This is a genomic window from Ectobacillus ponti (assembly GCF_024294785.1).
Classification (GTDB): Bacteria; Bacillota; Bacilli; order Bacillales; family Bacillaceae_G; genus Ectobacillus; species Ectobacillus ponti.
In genome coordinates, this window is sequence record NZ_JANCLT010000009.1 from 1 (window position 1) to 20,714 (window position 20,714).

Consider the following 20,714-nt stretch of genomic DNA (forward strand, 5'->3'; position numbering starts at 1 on the left):
ACACGGAAGTTAAGCTCTTCAGCGCCGATGGTAGTTGGGGGTTTCCCCCTGTGAGAGTAGGACGTCGCTAGGCAACAAAGAGGACCAGCCGCAAAGGCTGGTCTTTTTTCGTATGGTGATGTGGAACCATACGCTGTGTGGTGGAACAAAACAGGGGGAGATGGAACAATCACAAAAACCACATTCCCGGCAGTGGAACAAAAAGGTCAAAAAATGAAACAATCACTTTAAAAAATGAAACAATTCCTGCCGGGAGCCTGTCCAGTTTCTGCAATTCATCCCTCCCGGCTATAAAAAGCATCATTTTCCCTGCGGGAACAGGGCATCTCCAGGCAATTTAAAACTTTTATAGGGGGAGAGGGGTTTTTTTGTTACTCTAGAATCAAACCATCCTTGTAATCGCTCATGAATGCCTCTACCGTATCCTCCAAAGCGCCATCCGCTTCTGGTACCTGAATGATCAGTTCCTTGCGTTCTGGAATGGGGACAACAGTTACATTCTCAAAGCGGTTCACTTCTAATTGAACCTGCAAGTCTTCAGCCAGCTGATTGGCATCCCGCTTATTATTCAGCAAATATCGTAGGTTTCGCATTTGTTTCAGCTCCTTGCTGGGCAGTTTTACACATATGCTCAGTCTTCCGCAAATCAGCTTCATCTATGAACTGGGATAATTTTCATGTAGAATATATAAAATATTTTATATTATAATGGAAGCGTTTCAGTCTTATATACATAGCAAGGGGGAAATGAAATGTATTATGAGGTGTATGTAGTGGGAAATGACAGAGAGACAATCGGAGCATTTGAATCGGAATGGCGATTCAAGGAGAGAGAAAACCTGTTTATCCGACAGTATGGATTAAAGAGAAGCTTTATCATTCAGCATATTACACATGACATTTTGGAAAATGGCCGGCATGTGGTCCGTCTGTATTGCCAGGAAAAGCGGATGTACTATTAAAAATGGTGCTCCGAACCATAACGTTCTTTAAAAAGCACAAAGCGATGCAATGATTCTTTTTTAAAATAATTCACTGATGCGCAGTGGGCGTACCAGGGTGTTTCATAATGGGGGAAAAACATGAAAAAGCAGCTAAGAGCAGGAATCGTTTCCTTTGTTCTTGTGATGCTATGCCTGTTTGCAACTGGGCGTACATATGGACAAGGACCTACAGCAGCTGACCTGAATATAACAGGCAATGGTGTAGTTGTACTAAACTACCACCTTGTGCTTGATCAAGCACAGGATAGGAGAAGAGTGAAGGCGCTGGCGGGAGATCCGCAATTAACAACGTACAATATTTTCTTGAAGGACTTTAAGGACCATATAGCCGTTTTGAGGAAGCAGGGCGTTCGTTTCATCACACCGGATCAGCTCCAGGGCTATATGACAGCCGGAAAAGCGCTGCCGGCCGGGAAGTGTGTTCTCTTGACCTTTGATGATGTTGATGTCTCTGTATATAACAACGTTTATCCATTTGCGAGAAAAGAGCGTATTCCTTTTACGGTCTTTGTGGTGACAGGACAGGCCGGCAACCCGAATTATCAGGGGCTGGATTTGGCAGATTGGAAAGAAATCCGGGAAATGAAGGGCTCCGGCCTTGTATCGGTGGGCGCTCATACAAATAACATGCATTACTTTGACCCGCAGACAGGAGAGCCGCCATTTCTCAATCCGGCCAATCTTTCAGCCTTCCAGACTGATATCCAGCAATCGATTCTGACTTACCGGAGAAACCTTGGCGTGAAGCCGACATTGTTTGCGTATCCATACGGATTCGGCACGCCGGATACGGACGAAGCGCTGATGTCAGCGGGCTTCCAGATGCTGTTCTCCCTTCGTCCGGGCGTTGTGCACCGGGAGCCGAAGGACCGGACGTTCTTTATTAAGCGCGTCATGGTTACCTATGACACGTGGGATGCAGTCGCAGAATGGGCGGCGGCGAAATAAACTGTTTAGGCTATGTAAAAAGCCCGGCCAAAAATCGGCCGGGCCTTTCCTTATACAGGACTGCGGAGAGACACAACCTTCTCCTTCAGCTCCTGTTCCATTTTCAGTAATTCCTGCTCTGCGATTTGGCGCTTGATGCGGCCCTCCTGCTGAATCTGCAGCACTTCCTCGAGTGTGGAAACAAGGCTGCCTTGCGTTTGCTGGAGTGTTTCCAAATCGACCAGGCCCCGCTCGTTTTCCTGGGCAATGGCGACGCTGTTTGTCTTCAGCAGCTCGGCATTGCGGATCAGGATATCATTTGTCGTCTGTGTCACCTTCTTCTGCAGCTCCATAGAACGCTGCTGGCGGGACAGGGTGAGCGAGATAATGAGCTGATTCTTCCAAAGCGGGACAGCTGTCAGGATGGAGGATTGAATCTTTTCCACAAGCACCTGATGGTTTTCCTGAATGAGCCGGATCTGCGGCGCAGTTTGCAGGGAGATCGTACGGCTGAGCAGCAAATCATGCACGCGCTTTTCCAGGCGGTTGGCAAAACGGATGATGTCGTTCAGCTCCTCTGTCAGCAGTGGATCCTGGGACAGGGAAGCCTTGCGCTGCAGCTCTGGAATCAGCTCGTTTTGCAGCTCCGCCAGCTTGTACTTGCCGGCGGCGGCATAGATGCCAAGAGCCGTATGATACTCCTTGTTCTTCTCATAGACAGTATCCAGCATCGACACATCATACAGCAGCATATGCCGCGCCTTTTCCAGCTTCACCGCAATTTTATCCACATCTGCGCCCACCTTCTGATAGCGGCTGATGAGCTTTTGCGTGGATTTGGCAGCGGAGCCGAACAGGCGGGAAAGCAGTCCCGGCTTTGCCTGCAGCTCATCGACATTCACCTCTGTAATCTTCTCCAGCAGCTCTGCAATCACACCTGTTACGCCTGATGCGTCCTTTGTGCGCACCTGTTCAAGCATATCGCTGGTGAACTTGGACAGCTCGGCTTGCGCGGCCACACCAAATTGCAGCACGGCCTGCGGGTCTGCCGGATTGATTTGGTCAGCCAAGGCGATGGCCCGTTGGCGGTGCTCCGCCGGCAGCAGCTCCAATATCTCTACCTGGGACGGGGCGGACGCCTGCGGCTGGAACGGATTCTCCAGCAAAGCATCCAGTGTGGAATAGCTGTTTTGTTCCTTCATTTCGTGATCTCCTTTCCTTCAGTGTGCTCAGGCGGAGGGGCGGGCAGCAAATTCTGCTGCAGCACGTCGAGCTCCACCTGCAAATGCCGCACATCCTCTGCCAGAATGCGTGACAGCTCCTGCTCAAGGGCTGGCGCCAAATCCTGCAGCATGCGTTCTGTTTTGCGCAGGGCAATCCGTGTTTCTTTATCTTTTGCCGGTTGAGAAATGAGTAAATAATATTTCTCCAAAATGCTGCCGACCGAATCTACATAGACATTGAAAAATTGACCCGCCCGTTGGAACCGACCGGGCTCTTCCGCGACCACCCGCAGAATGTGCCGCGCCGCAAGCAGGATGCGGGAAATAGAAGGCCGCAGCCGCCACATGCGCGGCGAGAAGCGGTAACGCGAAATGCGCTTCAGCTTTCGCTCCGCCTCCCGGATTGCTTCGTATACATAGGCCCACTGAGGGGCCTTCTGTTTTCGCGTCAAGAGCCAGGCAGGGAGGCCCAACAGCAGGGCTGTGCCGGCCGCCAAGGCAAGGGACCATGAATCGGGCAGTCCCCGTGCCGACCCGGCGATGAAATACGCGGCCGACCCGATTCCAAGGGAGACAGCCAAACCAATGTATCTCCAAACAAATAGGAGCAGACAACTCACCCCTTTCCAAATCTCCCTCTATTGTAACATTTCTTTAGTATTATTTTATATAAATTTATATGTATAAAACTTGCCAATTGAAAAGGGAGCCGCCTGCAGGCAGCTCCGCTGTATCAATGATACGTTACAATTCGGTCAAGGGAGTGGCGGTGATGCGGATAGCCCTCTTGGTCAGCACGGCCAATCGGCAGCATGGCAGCAAACTTCGCGTGCTCCGGCAGGCCGAGCAGCTCTCTCACCTTCTGCTGGTCAAAGCCAAGCATCGGCACGCTGCCATAGCCAAGGCCGCGCGCGGCCAGCATCATGAAGCCGAGCGCGATGTTGGCCTGTGTCAGTCCCCATTGTCCGCGTTCCTCCACGCTCATGCCGCCAAAAATGGCAGACAGATTCGCCGCTTCCGATTGCTTGCGTTCCGGCGAAAGGCCGGGATGGAGTGTTTCCTCCAGATTTTGCAGGACGTCCTCCATATCACTCGCCAGCACGATGACAACAGGTGCCAGCGTCACCTGCTTCTGGCCGTAGGCGGCCTCCTGCAGCTGTTCCTTCAAGCCCGGGTCAGTCACTGCATGAATCCGCCATGTCTGCAGGTTCCAGGCGCTCGGCGCCAGGCTTGTCAGGCGCAGGATTTCCTCCAGGTCCTCCTTCGGCATCGGCTCCTGTACATATTGGCGGATGCTGTGGCGTGATTCAATGGCTTCCTTCACTGTCAACGGTTTCTGCAAGGTCTGCGTATGCAAGCTGAAAGCCCCCCTTTTCTTGTATGCTCCCGGCATACAGGATTAGTATGTCCGCCGGATGTATCCTTACTGTGGAAGAAAATAGGGGGCAAAGGGGTGAAGATGTGCTAAAATAGTACTAATTTTCATGTAATTCAAAGAAACGAAGGTGAGAGGATGGAATTCTTGACGGTGCTGCTGCCGATTTTCGGAATCTTTGTGCTCGGCTATATCGGCGAGCGGAAAATCGGCTTTGACACGAAAACCATTTCAGCAATGGCCATGTATTTAATGTCACCGGTGCTTGTGTTCCGGACCTTCTATAAGACCGTGTTCACGACAGAGTATCTGTACATGGCTCTCTATATGGTGGTGCTGTGCTTTGTGCTGATCGGGATCGTATATCTTGTTTCCTTTCTGCGCGGCTATTCGCGCCCGGAAACGTGCGGCATGATTTTGGCCTCTGTATTCATGAACAACGGCAACTACGGCACACCGGTTATTCTGCTGTTATTCGGCGCCACAGGCTTGGACTACGGCATTATTCTGATGGTGATTCAGTCGCTTGTGATGTGTACGGTCGGGGTGTATTATGCAGCGAAGGGCAGTCCGAACGGGGACGGTGTACGGTCGGCGCTGCGGGCGGTACAGCGCATGCCGATGATATATGGGGCCATGGCCGGCGCCCTGCTGCAGCTCATTCATGTGCCGCTTGGAAAGTCGGTGCTGGCGGCAGTCGATTTGGTGGCAAATGCCGCCATTCCAACCATTATGCTCGTATTGGGCATGCAGCTTGCGAAAATTTCAATCCGCAGCCTCGCCAAAGATAAAATTTCACTGTCGCTGCTCATCAAGCTGGCTATTTCACCGGCCATCGCCTATTTGCTGACACTTGTGTTCCCAATCGGGGGAATGGTCAAGCAAATCATGGTCATTGTGGCCGCCATGCCGACTGCCGCCAATACGACCATGTATGCGCTGCAGTTTGATACGGAGCCGGAGTTTGTCTCCAGCGCCACCCTGGTCAGCACCTCGCTCAGCCTGGCAACACTGCCGATCATTTTCCATTTTGTTTTGTAGCCAGCCTGATAAAAGCATCAATAAGAGGAGAATGGCTGTCCTTCCGCCAAGCAAGCCCCATGGCGGCGGCGGGCAGACCCTCTACCTCGAGGTAGGCCACATCCTGTGTATGAAGGTTCATGGCTGCCTGCGGCACAACCGCGATGCCAAGTCCGGCCGCCACCAAGCCGAGAACGGTCTGAAACTCCAGCGCTTCCTGGCAGATGGAAGGCCGGCAGCGGGCCAAAATTTCGTCATACAGGCCGGCCCAGGTTTGCCGGGACAGCATAACAAACGGATAAGAGGACAGCTCGGATGCTGTCAGTGTGCGGCTGTCAGTCAGCGGGTGCCCTTTTGGCACCGCCAGCAGGCAGGGGGAAGAAGAGATGAGCTTCATCTGCAAGGTGCTGTCGTTCACGGGCGGGCGCACCACGCCGATGTCAATCCGTTTGTGCTGCAGGGCCTCCATTTGCAGGGGTGTCGCCATCTCATGCAGCTTAACGTGGACAGCCGGATACAGCTGCCGGAAGTCACGCAGCATCGCCGGCAAAATATCGTAGGTGGCGGAGCCGACAAAGCCGATGGTGAGCGTGCCGATTTCGCCAAGATGCGCTTGCTTGGCGTGCTCGCCTGCCCGGTTCAGCCGATCCAAAATTTCTTGTACTTCTTCATAGTATTGCCGGCCCGCAGCGGTCAGCTCCACATGGCGGTTGTTGCGGTAGAAGAGGGGAAAGCCGAGCTCTCTCTCCAGGTTCTGGATATGCATGCTGAGAGGCGGCTGGGTCATATTCAATTTTTCGGCAGCGCGGCTGAAGTTCAATTCCTCGGCGACGGCCAAAAAGCAATGTAACTGGCGAAGCTCCATTCATAACCACTCTTTCCATAGTTATATGTTTTGAATATCATTGTGATTTGAATTATATATTGGACGCATGATATTTTGTCAAGCTATGATAGAAGGGAAAGGGAGAAATAAAGGGGGATTACACGATGACAAAGGTAGAAGCAGGCCAATTTGCGGTTGGCACAGTAAGTGAGAACTGGACAGGAGATGCGCGCTTTTTGGAGTACACAACAGCAGCTGACCCGATCGGCTCCGGCGCAACAAGCCCGATTCCAGTTGCACAATTCGGTGCAGATCTGTACAGCCAGGGGGAAACGAGAATTGTGACGATCGACGTTTCCAAGGACTTGCGCACAAGCTATCCGGCCACAAGCCCGTCTCTTTTGGCCCACTTCATCCGCATCAATGCCGGTGAAGCAGTAGAGACAGCGCCGAATGCGACAAGCGAACTGTACTACATCATTTCCGGCGCAGGCCAAACAGAAGTGAACGGCAGCACAATCAGCTGGAAGCAGGGCGATTTCTTGACGCTTCCATCCGGTTCCGTAAGCCGCCACACTGCATCTGAGACTACAACCATTTACTATATTACAGATACACCGCTGCTGAACTATCTTGGCGCAACTGCGACAGAAGCCCGCTTCACGCCGACGCTGTTCACAGCTGAAGAAGCAAAAGCGAAGCTGGATGAGGTGGCAAACGCACCGGATGCGCACCTGAAGAACCGTATTTCCATCCTGCTGAACAACGAGAAATTTGACCAGACACTGACAATTACTCACGTCTTGTGGGCCATGTTCGGCATCGTGCCGTCCGGCTCCAACCAAGCGCCGCACAGCCACAAGTCTGTTGCTTTGGACTTCGTTGTAGACGCAAAGCCCGGCACCTACACACTCGTTGGCGACAAGGTGGATCCAGTGACAAAGGAAATCATCGATCCAATCCGCGTAGACTGGGAGCCTGGCAAGGCGTTCATCACACCGCCGGGACTGTGGCATTCTCACCATAACGAGTCCGGCGAGCCTGCCTTCATCATCCCGATTCAGGATGCCGGTCTGCAGACATACCTGCGTACGCTTGACATTCAATTCACGCATTACGATGAAGAGTAAGCGAGTCGTCCAGTTCTGCCACAACAACAAACCGGGGCAGGAGGCTGTGGATTTGCTGCAGCGCGAGTATGGCGGGCAGATTGAAGTCCGGGTCATGGATTGCTTCCGCCGCTGCTTGGAGTGCCGGAAGCGCCCGTTTTGCCGGATGCAGCTGCGCACGATTGAGGCGGAGGACACCGCCGAATTAATTGAAAAAATCATGGCTCCCTAATGCAGGGAGCCATTTTTTTGATCATCGGCATACTGCCGGAACAGCATTTCGCCAATGATAAAAAAAGAAGCGAAGGAGGCAGTTCTGATGCCGCCCGCCAATGCAACTTCCGAGCTGCTGGCATACAGATTATAAGGTGTCATGCGCGCCAGCCGGTTGTTTTTCAGATTCGTCAGCGAGATGAACGGGACGCCTTTGGTAACAAGCGTTTGCACGGACGGGAACAGGGAAGGTGTGTCTCCCGAAAAGGAGATGATGATGACAAGGTCCCGCTCTGTCACTTGCGAAAGCACAAGCTCAAATTCACGCTGCGCCCGGATGACGTGGAGATGCTTGTCCACCGCCAAAAACATCCGCTGCAGCTCATCCGCGCAATTCAGCTGCACCGTGCCCGTTCCATAGACAAAGATGCGCTCCTGCCGCCGGATGAGGGCGCACAGCTCTGAAAAATCATGGGAGTGCGCATATTTCAGCGTTTCCTGGATGTCTGCCTGCAGGCTGTCCACGCCGCTTTTTCCCGCTGCAGTTTCCTCCTGCTCCTGCCATTTCAGAAAGACGCGGAACTCGCTGTAGCCGCTGAAGCCGAGCTTTTGCGCCAACCGCAGCACAGAGGAACGGGAGACATTGCACTTGTCCGCCAGGCTGTTGATCCCCAGCTCATAGCACGTATCCCGGTGGTTCAGGATATATTTTAAAATATGGAAATCGTTTTCATGTAATTGGTTATAGTATTTGTTGATGATCTCTTCCAGTCGCATACAACAATCCCCCCGTGCCATTGTATCACGGACGGCGGGAAAATTCCCGCATTTTGGGAAGAGTCACAAAGCATGTGATTTTAACCAGATTGCCGGATTGGGCTTGCCGCAGGGATTGCTTCATGTTAAAAAGAAGTGAAAGCGCAATCATTTGGAATCCATTCCAACTACATAAAGGAGCGAATCATGATGGTAAGAGTGACTGTATGGAACGAAAACCGGCATGAACAAAAAAATCCCGTTGTCCGGGACATCTACCCGGAGGGCATTCATGGCGCCATTGCCGCATTTTTGCAAGACGAGTTTGAAGTGCGCACCGCCACGCTGGACGAGCCGGAGCACGGCCTGACAGACGAGGTGCTGCAGAGCACAGATGTACTTGTGTGGTGGGGACATCTGGCGCATGGCGAAGTGAGCGATGAAGTGGTGGAGAAGGTCAAGCAGCGTGTGCTCGACGGCATGGGTCTCATTGTCCTCCACTCCGGCCATTTTTCAAAGATTTTCAAAACGCTGATGGGAACGTCCTGTGATTTGAAGTGGCGCGAAGCTGACGATAAGGAGCGGCTGTGGGTTGTGGATCCCAGCCATCCGATTGTGGACGGCATCGGGGAATATATTGAGCTCCAGCGCGAAGAGATGTACGGCGAGCATTTCGATATTCCCGCTCCAGACCAGCTCGTGTTTGTCAGCTGGTTCACCGGCGGCGAGGTATTCCGCAGCGGCTGCACGTATCAGCGCGGCAACGGCCGGATCTTCTATTTCCGTCCGGGCCATGAAACATACCCGACGTATCATAATAAAGAGATTCAGCGCGTGATTGCAAATGCCGTCAAGTGGGCGCAGCCGGTGGATCGCAAGCGTCCGGTGTATGGCAATGCCAAGGCATTAGAAAATGGGGGGAACTAAGATGACATTGAAAATTGGGGTAATCGGCTGCGGCAGCATCGCCCAGCATCGTCATTTGCCGGAATATGCGGGGCATTCCGGCGTGGAAATCGTTGCGGTATGCGACATCGTGCAAACGCGTGCAGAGGCAACAGCAGAAAAGTACGGTGCCAAGGCATATACGAGCTACGAAACGCTTTTGGCAGAAGGCATCGTCGACGCGGTGAGCGTATGTACGCCAAACTACCTGCATGCCCCAATCAGCATTGCGGCTCTGCAGGCAGGGGTGCATGTGCTGTGTGAAAAGCCGATGGCGACATCCCGCGCGGAAGCGGAAGCCATGATTGCGGCGGCAAAGGAAAGCGGCAAGAAGCTGATGATCGCGCATAACCAGCGCTTCGTGCCTTCCCACCAAAAGGCACGCGACCTCATTGCCAGCGGTGAAATCGGCAAGGTGTACAGCTTCCGTACGGCATTCGGCCATCCGGGGCCGGAAAACTGGAGCGCGGACGGCAAGGAAAGCTGGTTCTTCCAGAAGGAAAAAGCCTTTATCGGCGCGATGGGCGATCTTGGTGTACATAAGACAGATCTGCTTCGCTATGTACTGGGACAGGAAATTACGGAGGTTGGCGCCTTTGTGGAGACGAGTGCGAAAAGCTTCGCGGATGTGGATGATAATGCGGTTTGTATTTTAAAAACAGAAGGCGGCATCATCGGTACGCTCGCGGCAAGCTGGGCGTACACAGCCGGCGAAGACAATTCCACGATTATTTACGGCGAAAAAGCGATTTTGCGCCTGGAGGACAACCCGACTTACTCCCTGATTGCCCAGTATGCGAACGGCCAGGTTGTGAAATATGAGCTTGGCAAAATTCAATCCAATGAGGCCGGCGGCCAGAACACCTCTCATGTCATTGAGCATTTTGTGGACTGCGTTGTGAACGACAAGCAGCCGCTCATTGACGGCGAGGAAGGCATGAAGTCGCTGCAGGTCATCCTGGCGGCCTTGGAATCCCATGAGACAAAGCGCATTGCTGCAACGGGGGAAGGAGCATGACAAAGCTGAGAGTAGGCATCATCGGCGTCGGGGGGATCGCGCAGCAGCGCCATATCCCGGCTCTCTTGCAGTTTCCCGAATTGGCCGAGCTGCATGCAGTCAGCGATACGAATGTGGAGCGTGCGCAGGAAGTGGCGGCAAAGTACAAGGTGCCGCATGTCTTCCAGCATTACAAGGGCATGTTCGATGAGGTTGATGCGGTCATCATCTGTACACCGAACAAGTTTCATGCCGAGATTACAGTGGAAGCGCTGGAGGCGGGGGTGCATGTGCTGTGCGAAAAGCCGATGGCGATGAGCGCTGCGGAATGCGCCCGCATGGTGGAGGCGTCCCGCACATCCGGCAAGCAGCTGGCGATTGCATATCACTACCGGCATATGCCTGTGTCCCAGGCTGCCAAAAGCGTGATGGACGAAGTCGGCACACCGCTTGTGGTGCGGGTGAAGGCGCTGCGCCGCCGCAAGGTTCCCGGCTGGGGCGTGTTCACAAACAAGGAGCTGCAAGGCGGCGGCAGCCTCATCGACTACGGCTGCCATCTGCTGGACCTTGCGCTGTGGCTGATGGGCAACCCCAAGCATACAGCAGTGATGGGGAGTACCTACAATGCGTTAAGCCGGACGCCGGGGCAGCTGAACCAGTGGGGCAGCTTCAACCATGAGACATTTGGCGTGGATGATCATGTAACGTCTTACATCAAATTTGAGAACGGAGCTTCTCTCTTATTTGAAACATCCTGGTCTGCCAACATTCTGGACGATGAAGAGCATCTCAGCATTTCCGGAACAAAAGGCGGTTTGAGCGTGTTCCCGTTTGAAATGTATACAACGAAAGGGCAAATGCTCTTAAACAGCCAGGCGGCCTGGATTCAGGGGGAAGAGGACCCTGGCCTGCCGCAGCTGCAGAACTTTTTGGAGGCATGTGTGCACGGAGCCGAGCTGGTTGTCAAACCGGAGGAAGCGATGCAGGTGTCCCAGATTATAGATGAGATTTATCAAAGCGCGGGGGGAACAGAGCGATGAAGCTAGGTGTATTTACCGTCTTATTTTCCGGAATGAAGTTCGAAGAGATGCTGGACCATGTGAAGGCATCCGGCCTGCATGCGGTGGAAATCGGCACGGGCTGCTATCCGGGCGATGCCCATTGCGATCTGAATTTGCTGCTCGAGGATGAAGCGGCACGCGCCGATTACATCGCGAAGGTGCGCGAGCGTGACCTCATCATCAGCGCGTTCAGCTGCCACGGCAACCCGCTGTCGCCGGACAAGGAATTTGCAGAGCGTTCCCATGATACGCTGCTGAAAACCATCAAGCTGGCATCCCTGCTGGAGGTGCCGGTGGTGAACTGCTTCTCGGGTACAGCGGGCGACCATGAAGGCGCGAAGTATCCGAACTGGCCGGTGACGGCTTGGCCGGACGAATACAACCATGTGCTGAAGTGGCAGTGGGAGGAAAAGCTGATTCCATATTGGAAGGAAGTCGGCCAATATGCGAAGGACCATGGCGTGAAAATCGGCCTCGAGCTGCACGGCGGCTTCCTGGTGCACACGCCTTACACACTCTTGAAGCTGCGTGAGGAAACATGTGACGCCATCGGGGCCAACCTGGACCCGAGCCATCTGTGGTGGCAGGGCATCAATCCGGTGGCGGCCATCAAGATTTTGGCGAAGGAAGGGGCCATCCACCACTTCCATGCAAAGGATACGTATATTGATCCGGACAATGTGAACATGTACGGTTTGACGGACATGCAGCCGTACGGCAACGTGCAGTCCCGCGCCTGGACATTCCGCTCTGTCGGCTGCGGCCACAGCCTGCAGGAATGGTCCGATATGATGAGCGCTCTGCGCATCTATGGCTACGACTATGTGGTAAGCATTGAGCACGAGGACCCGATCATGTCCATTGACGAGGGCTTCAAGCGGGCGGTGCAGAATTTGAAGTCTGTGCTGATTGAAGAGCAGCCCTCCCAGATGTGGTGGGCGTAACGAAGGAAGACCAAGCAGCCGCTTGGTCTTTTGCTTTGCAAGGTTATCTTACACTTTTTTTGATTTATCTTACACTTTCTTGAATTTATCTTACAGTTTTTTGGATTTATCAATTAAATCCTGAAATTGTGCCTCGCTTATCATCCGAATTGGCTTGCCCTGCTGCTGCAGAAGCTCAGCCTGTTTGATCTTGGACGACTTGTTGCCCCGCTGGAACGGACTTGGCTTGTTGCCGATGACCACATAGTCGGTATGCTCGTCCACATAGTCCTGCGGAAGGCCGCCCTGCTGCGCTGTCAGCTCGGCGGCCTTTGTGCGCGTCAGCGACTCGAGCTTGCCGGTGAAGACAATGCGCTTTCCGTACAATGCACGGGCAGGGTCAGCGTTTTGGGAAGCGGGAATGCTGATGCTCCGCTTTGATTTGGCCGCAGAGGCGCGGGAAGGGACGTAGGTGCCCGGCGCGATTTCGCCGGCGGTGATGCGTGTTTTTTCGTATAAAGCCTCCAGGCTGCGAATCTGAAAATCATGGGTCAAATGCAGCATGATTTCCGCGCAGGCTCTGGCATCGTCAAGCGCATGGTGGTGGTTGGACAGTTGGATGCCAAAATGCTGCGTGAGATGCTTCAGTGTATGGCTTGGCTGCTCCGGCAGCAGCTTCTTGGACAGCTGGTACGTGCAAAGCAGCTGGTTGAAGGCCGGCGTGATGCCGTAGCGGGCCAGATTGTCCCGCAGGGCGTATCCGTCAAACGGAAGATAGTGCGCGACCAGCAGCTTGCCCGCAAACCGCCCGTGATGCTCCCTGTAAAAGGAGTCGAAGGTCGGCGCATGCTGCACATCCGCCGGGGTGATGCCGTGCACCGCAATGTTGTGCGGGTTGAATGCTTCCTCCGGATGGATGAGCTCATACAGCGTATCCACAATTTCTCCGTTCTCCACAAACACCATGCCGACCGAGCAGATGCTGTGCCGGCGCTGGTTGGCCGTCTCAAAGTCAAAGGCGACAAAGTCCTTCATGTGCACACCCTCCTTTTTCCTCCATTATACAGCAAAAAGAGAGGCTGCGAGAGCCTCTTACTGTGCCGTTTTTCGTACGAGCAGTGTGTAGGACAGTACTGCGCCCACACCGAGCAAAGCGATGACGAGCCCCATCGGCACGGCAGACGCTCCGCCGCCAAGTCCGACAAGCGGTGCAGCGAGGCCGCCGAGCGCCATTGACATGACACCAAGCAGGGCAGAAGCGCTGCCGGCAGATTTCCCTTGTGTTTGCATCGCCAACGAGAAGCTGGAGGTGCCGACCATCCCATTGCTCGAAACCACAAAGAACAGCGGGATCAAGACAACCCAAAGCGGCGCGTGCAGCGAGACCGCCAAAAGCAGCAGCAAGCCGCCAATGGAGCAGGCGCCAAGGCCCGCTGCGAGGAACTTCCGCTCACCTACTATCCCAGCCAGCCGGCCCGTTGTCTGGCTGGCAATCATGATGCCGATGCCGTTCATCGCAAAAATGAGGCTGAAGGTCTGTGCCGATGCCCCGTATATAGTTTGCACGACAAAGGGTGAGCCCGAGATATACGAGAACATGGCCGCAAATACGAGCCCTTGTGAAAGGGCGTAGCCAACAAAGCTGCGGTCACCCAGAATGCGCCCGAAGGTACGGACCGTGTTGCCGATCCCGCCTTGTGAGCGCCGCTGTGCCGGCAAGGTTTCTGCCAAACCGAATAGTACGACAAAGAACATCGTAAGACCGATCCCGCCGAGGACAGCGAACACGCCTTGCCACGGGGCAAATCGCAGCAGCTGCGCGCCGATCACCGGCGCCAAAATGGGGGCGACCCCGTTCACGAGTGCCAGCAGCGCAAAAAACTTCGTCAGCTCCGGCCCGACATACAAATCGCGCACCACAGCGCGGGAGATGACAATGCCGGCTGAACCGGACAGCCCCTGGAGAAAGCGCAGGGCAATAAACAGCCCGATGGATGGAGTGAATACACACAGCAGGGAAATGACCGTGTAGGCGGCAAGGCCGATCAGAAGCGGCCTGCGCCGGCCGTACACATCGCTGAGCGGACCTGACAGCAGCTGTCCGGAGGCCAAGCCCAGCAGGAAAAAGGTGAGGCTGAGCTGCGCCAGCGACGGAGCGGCATGAAAATCGGCTGCCAGCTCCGGGAGCGCCGGCAGATACATGTCGATGGACAGCGGGGCGAATGCCGCCAGACTGCCGAGGATGGCGGCAATTCCAAGCCGCTTTCCTTTTGAAAGGGTAGCTTCCATAATGCAATCTCCTTCTATTTTTATGCGATATAAAAACCGTAACGGGAACGGGCAGGAAATGCAAATATTTTGGGACTACGGAGAAAATCTGACAGGAAATTGAAGAAAGTATGTCAGATTATATGACGAAGGAGCGGGCAGTCTTCCCAACTTCTCATATACTGTGTTTAAAGCTTCACATAGTTGGGAGGGCTGGAGATGCAGACAGGAAAGGCCGTGCTGCAAATCGGTTTGCTGTCGCTGCTGTACTTGCTTGGCGCCTGGCTTCAGCAATACTGGAAGCTGTCCGTGCCGGGGAGCCTGATCGGCATGCTTCTGCTGCTGGGCTTGCTGGCAACAGGAATAGTGCCGGTGCGATGGTTTGAGGCGGGCGGCGAGAGGCTGTTGACGCTGATGCCGCTGCTGCTTGTTCCGTCCATGGCGGGGCTGATGGAATATGGGCCATTCCTGCTAAAGAAGGGCGGGGGCCTGCTCCTCACAGCTGTCATCAGCACGCTGCTCATCATTATCGTTGCAGGGCATACCGGGCAGTACTTAGCAAAGCGAAGGGAGAGAAAATAATGGGGATTGTTCTTACCGTATTTTTATATGAAATAGGAAGACGCCTGTATCAGCGGATTCCGAGTCCATTGACGATGCCGGTGCTTACAGCAGCTGCTATGCTGATGGCGGTTTTGCTGTTTTTACAAATTCCATACCATACTTATATAGAGCAGGGTGGAAGCTGGATGACGAAGCTGCTTGGTCCGGGCATCGTTGCCTTGGCCATCCCGCTGTATAAGCAGCGCGGCATTTTGAAAAGATATGCCGTTCCGATTCTGGGAGGAGCCGTCGTCGGCACACTGGTTGCCATTATGAGCGACCTTGTCATCTCGTTTTTCTTGGGTGCCGATCAGAGTTTGATTCTGACCATGCTGCCAAAATCGGTGACGATGCCGGTGGCCATGAGCGTGTCGGAAGAAATTGGCGGCATTCCGTCCTTGACGGCGGTGTTTGTCATCATTGCCGGCATCACCGGCGTCCTTACGGGGCCATGGCTGCTGCAATGGAGCGGTGTGACGAGCTTTATTGGAAAAGGAATCAGTGTCGGCTGCTCCTCGCACATGATGGGAGTCACACAGGCAATGAATCGGGATGAGCGGGAAGGGGTCATTGGGTCTGTCACCATGACACTGGCAGCCGTACTGACCTGTGTGCTGGGGCCGCTGTTTGCCCGTCTGTTCGTATAAATCCTATATAACTTCCAAAATAGCATACCAGCGCGTACAATGGAGTTATAAAGAAAAGAAGCAGGAGGAAAGCCATGATTCAAGCTATTTTCTTTGATTTGGACGACACGCTGCATGACAGCCAGCGGCCGTTCCGCCGCGCGATGGAACAGAGCTTTCCGCATCCATATGCGTCTGTTCCGTCGGACACTGCTTATAAGATGTTCCGGCACTTCAGTGATCTGCTTTGGCCGGCCTACTGCAGAGGGGATGTATCGCTCGCCGACCTCAGGGCGGAACGGATCATTAGAATGATGGAGCACCAGGGCTTCGTCATCTCCAGGCAGGAGGCGGAGCGATTTCAGGCATGCTACGAGCGGGAGCAGCAGCGGATTGAGCTATTCTCCGATGCTTCGGCTGTTTTAACTGAGCTTCAGGAAATGGGTCTGCTGATCGGCATCATTACGAACGGCCCGGTGAAGCATCAGGCCGGCAAGATTGCTGCTCTTGGACTCGATTCTGCTATTCAGAGCGAGCACATATTTATCTCAGATGCTGTCGGCATTGCCAAGCCGGACCAGCAGATTTTTGAATGGGTTGCCCGGCAGGTTGGCCATTCCCCCGGACATCTGCTGTATGTCGGGGATACATGGGAAAACGATGTGGCTGCGGCGATGGAGGCAGGATGGCATTCCATTTGGTACAACCACCGTTCCCGGAAGCCGGAAACGGACCATCAGCCATTGGCTGAGATTCGGCTGCTCTCTGATATCTTAGATGTATGGAAGGGAGCAGAAAAAGAGGGCTGACCAAGTTGGGTCAGTCCTCTCGTGGCGGAAGAGCGCTTCTATCTGCTCTTTTTTCGGTTTTCGAGCTTCTTCTCAGCCTCCTTCAGCCTCGCAAATCCACTCTTTCGTGCTTGCACTTGTTTTGTTTTTTGTTTTTTCTCCTTCTGCCCGCCGTTGGACCACTCTCCAAAAAAACGGACTAATAGAAACGAAATGCCAATGGCGAATACGGGAGACAAACCAAAGTACAAATAGCTGGGCCAAAAGCGGGACTGGCTGCCTTGTGCAAGCAGAAAGTCGCCCACGCTGGTTTGGTCTGCGAGAAAGCCAAACGGCGCGAGGAAGAATAAAGGCGCGATGATCATATAAGGAAAAGCAAGAAAGGCGGCAAGTACGCTGCTCCCGAATTTTCCTTGGCTGCCGCGGTGGGACAGAATACAAAGGGTAATCGTAAAGACAAGAAATAACCCGGTAATGGTGCCCCAATGGTAATACGCCCCAATCATAATGGCGCCGGCAAAGAGCATGAGAAGGAAGGGGGCGAAAAGAATTCCCAAAATAGCTGCAAGAATTGTACTGCCGCCGACTTGTTCTATCTTCAGAACTCTCCCCATTGCGTCTGTAATCACTCTGAATTCCATAAGTTCCCTCCTTTTTCAGTTCATTGAAATTATATAATGTAAATATGCTGAAGAGAAGGGAAATATTGTACTTTTTGTAATATTGGGCCAAATAGTGAGGCGCAAAAAGGGCATCCTCTGATGTGGAGGGTGCCCCTTTTGCGGTTCAGCTGATTTTGCTCTTCGCCGGAGTTGTATGCCCCGTGGACGTATCGTTTTGAATGAAGAATGATGTCACCAGCGCCAAAATGCTGCCAATGAAGCCGAACAGGAACAGATGGTGGATGCCTGCCATGAAGCTGCCGCCCGCCGTGAGCAGCGCTCCCATGACAGTCACTCCGATTGCCGTGCCCATATTGCGGCAGAACATGAAGAAGGATGTGGAAATGCCGCGTTCATGCGCGCCGACGAGCTGTTGCACGCCGATGAGTCCGACGGTGGACAGCAGGCCGAATGCCAGACCCTGGACAATCATGGTCATGAAGACGTACCAGAAGCCGTGGCCTGGATTCAGCAGCACGAGCATCACACCGGACAGCAAGAGAAGCGCGTTGCCGATCAGCAGCAGGCTGCGGTAGCCGTAGCGGATGATCCAGCGCCCGGCCGGCACCGCGACGCACATCCAGCCGATGGCCGTGCCAAGCAGCGCCACACCGCTTAAGAACAGCGACATGCCGGCAACATTTTGCAAGAAGAGCGGAATGAAGCTGGAGGCGCCGAACAGTGCGACTGTGCCGATGAAAGTATTGATATTAATCCAGGAAATGGTCTTGTTTTTGAACATGCCCAGCGGCACAATCGGCGACACCTGCTTCTTCTCATAGAAGTAGAAGGCGACAAGAAGCGCTGCGCCAAGCAGGCCGTACAGCACCTGATTCTTTGCCACAATCGTAACAAGCAAGAGAGCCGTTACCCCGAGAGCAAAAAGAATTGCCCCGACATAATCCACGCTTGCCTGTTTCGGCTCATATTTCTCCTTGTACGGCAATAGTGTGATAAATGCGATCAGGCAGACAGGCAGATTCACGAAGAAAATCCAGCGCCAGGTCATGTACTCTACGAAAAAGGTGCCAAGGAGCGGCGCCAATACCGCGGATAAGCCCCACATGGCTGTGAACAGCGCTTGAATTTTACCGCGTTTTTCAATCGGGAACAAATCGCCTGCGATAATCGCCGGAAATGGCATCATAAAGCCCGCGCCAATGCCCTGCACGGCCCGGAAGATGACCAGCTGTACCATATTGGCGGAGATGCCGCACAGGAGCGAGCCAGCCAAAAAGAGCAGGATGCCGGAGGCGAATACCTTTTTCCGGCCGAACAAATCGGACAGGCGGCCGGCAATCGGCGACAAAATGGTGCTCATAATCATGTAGGAGGCAAACGACCAGGCGTACAGGTCGAAGCGTCCCAATTCCTTTGCGATAATGGGCATCGTTGTATTCATGATAGTTGAATCAATGGATGCCACGAGCATGGCCAGCACAATGCTGATCATGACAGATGTTCTGCTTTTCATGGAATTCCCCCTTTTATACCGTTCAAACGATTTATTATATCCTATTATGTTCAATAGGAAAAATAAAATGAATCGGGGGCTGTACCTTGCCGTTGCGTCAAGGTATATAGTAAAGGCAGGAGGTGAAAGCAGTGGAGTATACCGTGCAAAAGCTAGGCAAACTGGCGGGGGTGAGCGCACGCACGCTGCGCTATTATGATGAAATCGGGCTGCTGAAGCCGGCGCGGGTCAGCTCGAACGGCTACCGGATCTACGGGCAGGCGGAGGTGGACCGGCTGCAGCACATTCTCTTTTACCGGGAGCTCGGTCTGGGGCTTGAGACAATTCAGCGGCTGATGACGGCACCGGACTTTGACAGCACCGGCGCGCTGAAGGAGCACCGGGAGCAGCTGCTCGCCAAACGAAAGCAGTTGGATATGCTGCTGGCAAACGTGGAAAGGACAATTGCGGCGGCGGAGGGAGGAGAAGCGATGAGCGATCATGAAAAGTTTGCAGGCTTCAAGCAGAAGCTGATTGAGGACAATGAGAAGAAGCATGGCAAAGAGGCGCGCGCGAAGTATGGAGATGCGGAGGTCGACAGGGCCAACGCGAAGCTGCGGCATATGACGGAGAAGCAGTATGGGGACATCGAGCAGCTGGGGCGCGATGTCATCACCGCCTTCCAGGAGGCCTTTGCAGCGGGCGACCCGGCTGGGGAGCTGGCACAAAAGGCAGCCGACTTGCACCGGCAATGGGTCAGCTTCTACTGGGACAGCTATTCGAAGGAGGCGCATGCCGGACTCGCGCAGATGTATGTGGATGATGAGCGATTCACAGCGTACTATGACCAGCATCAGCCGGGGCTAGCCGTGTTTATCCGCGATGCGGTGCAGGCTTACACAGCGAAGTAAAAAAGAGGTACCTGACTTGTTCAGGTACCTTGCTTTTTACATGAAAAGCTTCAGGATTGTCATGATAATCCCGGCAATGAGGGCAGAAATCGGAAGGGTGATCACCCAAGTCGTCACAATGCGGATGGCAACGCCCCAATTGACGCCGCGGACCCGCTTGGAGGCACCCACACCCAATATGGAAGAAGAAGATACGTGTGTGGTGGAAACAGGCAGCCCGAGCATGGTGGCACCCTGCAATACAAGAAAGGTTGTTAAGTCGGCCGCGAAGCCATTGACCGGCTGCACCTTGAAAATCCGTTTCGCAACCGTTTCAATGATGCGCATCCCGCCAATCATGGTTCCGGCGCCAATGGTTGCCGCACACAGCACCTGCACCCAAAACGGCACATCCAATGTGGACTGGAAGCCTCCCGCAACCAATGCGAAGACGATGATCCCCATGGTTTTCTGTCCATCGTTGCCTCCGTGGGAAAATGCCGCCAGACCGGAGGCCACAACTTGGAATCCCCGGAAGCCGCGTGTTGCCTGACGGGGGTTGGCATTCTTGAAAAGAACGGCCAAGATCTTCATGATGATAAAGCCCCCGAAAAAAGCCAGGAATGGAGAGATGATTAAAGCCTTAATAATATCGGCAAATCCCGCCCAGTTAATCGTTCCGAAGCCTGATCCGGCAATGACAGCGCCGGCAACGGACCCGATCAAAGTATGTGACGAGGAGGAAGGAATGCCGTAGTACCAGGTCAGCAGATTCCAAAAGATAGATGAAATCAGGGCCGCAATAACAATCAGCAATCCGTTTTCAATGTGAAAGGGATCGGCAATTTTGCCGCCGATGGATTTGGCGACGGCCTGCGAAACCAAAGCACCTACAAAATTCAGGGCACCTGCATAGAACACCGCAAACCGCGGCGACAAGGCCTTGGTGGAAACTGACATGGCAATCGCATTGGCCGTATCATGAAAGCCATTGATGAACTCGAAGGCTAGAGCCAGAATGAGAATGATAATAATAGTTGTCATT

Annotated in this window: 24 protein-coding genes and 1 rRNA gene; 14 read left to right on the forward strand and 11 right to left on the reverse strand. The window is 53.8% G+C overall.

All coding sequences use genetic code 11. From position 1 onward, the window contains the following. Positions 1–73 (forward strand): 5S ribosomal RNA (rrf, locus tag NK662_RS24365); the annotation flags it as partial. A 298-nt stretch (positions 74–371) separates the two neighbouring features. Here rrf and NK662_RS15770 read toward each other — a convergent pair. Next, entirely contained in the window at positions 372–593 is a 222-nt protein-coding gene (locus NK662_RS15770) for a hypothetical protein (protein ID WP_254759902.1), read from the reverse strand. Between the two features lie 159 nt (positions 594–752). Between NK662_RS15770 and NK662_RS15775 the strand changes: the two genes are divergently transcribed. Together NK662_RS15775 and NK662_RS15780 are read left to right on the forward strand one after the other, a co-directional pair. Next, positions 753–962, forward strand: coding sequence for a hypothetical protein (locus NK662_RS15775; RefSeq protein WP_254759903.1), 210 nt, complete (start codon positions 753–755; stop codon positions 960–962). A 120-nt stretch (positions 963–1,082) separates the two neighbouring features. Further along, entirely contained in the window at positions 1,083–1,952 is an 870-nt protein-coding gene (locus tag NK662_RS15780) for a polysaccharide deacetylase family protein (RefSeq protein WP_254759904.1), read from the forward strand. Positions 1,953–2,002: 50 nt separating this feature from the next. Here NK662_RS15780 and NK662_RS15785 read toward each other — a convergent pair whose 3' ends face one another. From NK662_RS15785 to NK662_RS15795, 3 genes are all read right to left on the reverse strand, one after another. Beyond that, the gene (locus tag NK662_RS15785; protein WP_254759905.1) at positions 2,003–3,133 is read right to left on the reverse strand and encodes a toxic anion resistance protein; all 1,131 of its coding nucleotides are present in this window, start codon (positions 3,131–3,133) and stop codon (positions 2,003–2,005) included. Further along, a complete protein-coding gene (locus tag NK662_RS15790) occupies positions 3,130–3,774 on the reverse strand; it encodes a 5-bromo-4-chloroindolyl phosphate hydrolysis family protein (RefSeq protein ID WP_254759906.1) in 645 nt (214 codons plus the stop codon). The genes NK662_RS15785 and NK662_RS15790 overlap by 4 nt, the downstream gene beginning before the upstream one ends. A 113-nt stretch (positions 3,775–3,887) precedes the next feature. Beyond that, entirely contained in the window at positions 3,888–4,511 is a 624-nt protein-coding gene (locus tag NK662_RS15795; protein ID WP_254759907.1) for a nitroreductase family protein, read from the reverse strand. Between the two features lie 156 nt (positions 4,512–4,667). On the opposite strand from NK662_RS15795, the gene NK662_RS15800 reads away from it, so the two are divergent. Continuing rightward, a complete protein-coding gene (locus NK662_RS15800; protein WP_254759908.1) occupies positions 4,668–5,570 on the forward strand; it encodes an AEC family transporter in 903 nt (300 codons plus the stop codon). Here NK662_RS15800 and NK662_RS15805 read toward each other — a convergent pair. After that, a complete protein-coding gene (locus NK662_RS15805) occupies positions 5,548–6,414 on the reverse strand; it encodes a LysR family transcriptional regulator (protein ID WP_254759909.1) in 867 nt (288 codons plus the stop codon). The two genes, NK662_RS15800 and NK662_RS15805, sit on opposite strands and share 23 nt — an antisense overlap. 125 nt (positions 6,415–6,539) lie before the next feature. Here NK662_RS15805 and NK662_RS15810 point away from each other — a divergent pair, with 125 nt between their 5' ends. Together NK662_RS15810 and NK662_RS15815 are read left to right on the forward strand one after the other, a co-directional pair. Then, complete coding sequence (locus NK662_RS15810; RefSeq protein ID WP_254759910.1) at positions 6,540–7,505, forward strand: cupin domain-containing protein; 966 nt, start codon at positions 6,540–6,542, stop codon at positions 7,503–7,505. Continuing rightward, positions 7,495–7,716 (forward strand): DUF1450 domain-containing protein, encoded by a 222-nt coding sequence (locus tag NK662_RS15815; protein WP_254759911.1) that lies wholly within the window; start codon positions 7,495–7,497, stop codon positions 7,714–7,716. The genes NK662_RS15810 and NK662_RS15815 overlap by 11 nt, the downstream gene beginning before the upstream one ends. Here NK662_RS15815 and NK662_RS15820 read toward each other — a convergent pair. Next, positions 7,713–8,474, reverse strand: a complete 762-nt coding sequence (locus tag NK662_RS15820; RefSeq protein WP_254759912.1) for a MurR/RpiR family transcriptional regulator — start codon at positions 8,472–8,474, stop codon at positions 7,713–7,715. The genes NK662_RS15815 and NK662_RS15820 overlap by 4 nt on opposite strands. A 189-nt stretch (positions 8,475–8,663) precedes the next feature. Here NK662_RS15820 and NK662_RS15825 point away from each other — a divergent pair, with 189 nt between their 5' ends. From NK662_RS15825 to NK662_RS15840, 4 genes are read left to right on the forward strand one after another with little or no spacing between them, the layout of a single operon-like run. After that, positions 8,664–9,380: a ThuA domain-containing protein gene (locus tag NK662_RS15825; RefSeq protein ID WP_254760068.1), complete on the forward strand. Its 717-nt coding sequence runs from the start codon at positions 8,664–8,666 to the stop codon at positions 9,378–9,380. Between the two features lies 1 nt (position 9,381). Continuing rightward, entirely contained in the window at positions 9,382–10,416 is a 1,035-nt protein-coding gene (locus NK662_RS15830) for a Gfo/Idh/MocA family protein (RefSeq protein WP_254759913.1), read from the forward strand. Next, positions 10,413–11,435, forward strand: a complete 1,023-nt coding sequence (locus tag NK662_RS15835; RefSeq protein ID WP_254759914.1) for a Gfo/Idh/MocA family protein — start codon at positions 10,413–10,415, stop codon at positions 11,433–11,435. The genes NK662_RS15830 and NK662_RS15835 overlap by 4 nt, the downstream gene beginning before the upstream one ends. Continuing rightward, complete coding sequence (locus NK662_RS15840; protein ID WP_254759915.1) at positions 11,432–12,400, forward strand: sugar phosphate isomerase/epimerase family protein; 969 nt, start codon at positions 11,432–11,434, stop codon at positions 12,398–12,400. Before NK662_RS15835 ends, NK662_RS15840 begins: the two co-directional genes overlap by 4 nt. Positions 12,401–12,490: 90 nt before the next feature. Here the strand turns inward: NK662_RS15840 and NK662_RS15845 are convergent, their stop codons facing one another. Further along, the gene (locus NK662_RS15845; protein WP_254759916.1) at positions 12,491–13,414 is read right to left on the reverse strand and encodes an exonuclease domain-containing protein; all 924 of its coding nucleotides are present in this window, start codon (positions 13,412–13,414) and stop codon (positions 12,491–12,493) included. Between the two features lie 57 nt (positions 13,415–13,471). Beyond that, complete coding sequence (locus NK662_RS15850; RefSeq protein WP_254759917.1) at positions 13,472–14,668, reverse strand: multidrug effflux MFS transporter; 1,197 nt, start codon at positions 14,666–14,668, stop codon at positions 13,472–13,474. 198 nt (positions 14,669–14,866) lie between these two features. Here NK662_RS15850 and NK662_RS15855 point away from each other — a divergent pair, with 198 nt between their 5' ends. The 3 genes from NK662_RS15855 (at position 14,867) to NK662_RS15865 (ending at position 16,685) form a co-directional block, all read left to right on the forward strand. Continuing rightward, the gene (locus tag NK662_RS15855) at positions 14,867–15,229 is read left to right on the forward strand and encodes a CidA/LrgA family holin-like protein (RefSeq protein ID WP_254759918.1); all 363 of its coding nucleotides are present in this window, start codon (positions 14,867–14,869) and stop codon (positions 15,227–15,229) included. Continuing rightward, positions 15,229–15,897, forward strand: coding sequence for an LrgB family protein (locus NK662_RS15860; protein ID WP_254759919.1), 669 nt, complete (start codon positions 15,229–15,231; stop codon positions 15,895–15,897). The genes NK662_RS15855 and NK662_RS15860 overlap by 1 nt, the downstream gene beginning before the upstream one ends. A 74-nt stretch (positions 15,898–15,971) precedes the next feature. Beyond that, entirely contained in the window at positions 15,972–16,685 is a 714-nt protein-coding gene (locus tag NK662_RS15865; protein WP_254759920.1) for an HAD family hydrolase, read from the forward strand. A gap of 38 nt (positions 16,686–16,723) precedes the next feature. Here the strand turns inward: NK662_RS15865 and NK662_RS15870 are convergent, their stop codons facing one another. Further along, a complete protein-coding gene (locus tag NK662_RS15870) occupies positions 16,724–17,305 on the reverse strand; it encodes a hypothetical protein (RefSeq protein WP_254759921.1) in 582 nt (193 codons plus the stop codon). 145 nt (positions 17,306–17,450) lie between these two features. Next, positions 17,451–18,800 carry an MFS transporter gene (locus tag NK662_RS15875; protein ID WP_254759922.1) on the reverse strand — a complete coding sequence of 450 codons (1,350 nt, stop codon included), beginning with the start codon at positions 18,798–18,800 and terminating at the stop codon, positions 17,451–17,453. Between the two features lie 131 nt (positions 18,801–18,931). Here NK662_RS15875 and NK662_RS15880 point away from each other — a divergent pair, with 131 nt between their 5' ends. Beyond that, the gene (locus tag NK662_RS15880; RefSeq protein WP_254759923.1) at positions 18,932–19,690 is read left to right on the forward strand and encodes a MerR family transcriptional regulator; all 759 of its coding nucleotides are present in this window, start codon (positions 18,932–18,934) and stop codon (positions 19,688–19,690) included. Positions 19,691–19,726: 36 nt separating this feature from the next. On the opposite strand, the gene NK662_RS15885 is transcribed toward NK662_RS15880, so the two are convergent. Then, on the reverse strand, positions 19,727–20,713 hold the full coding sequence (locus tag NK662_RS15885; RefSeq protein ID WP_254759924.1) for an inorganic phosphate transporter: 987 nt from the start codon (positions 20,711–20,713) through the stop codon (positions 19,727–19,729). Between the last annotated feature and the right edge of the window lies 1 nt (position 20,714).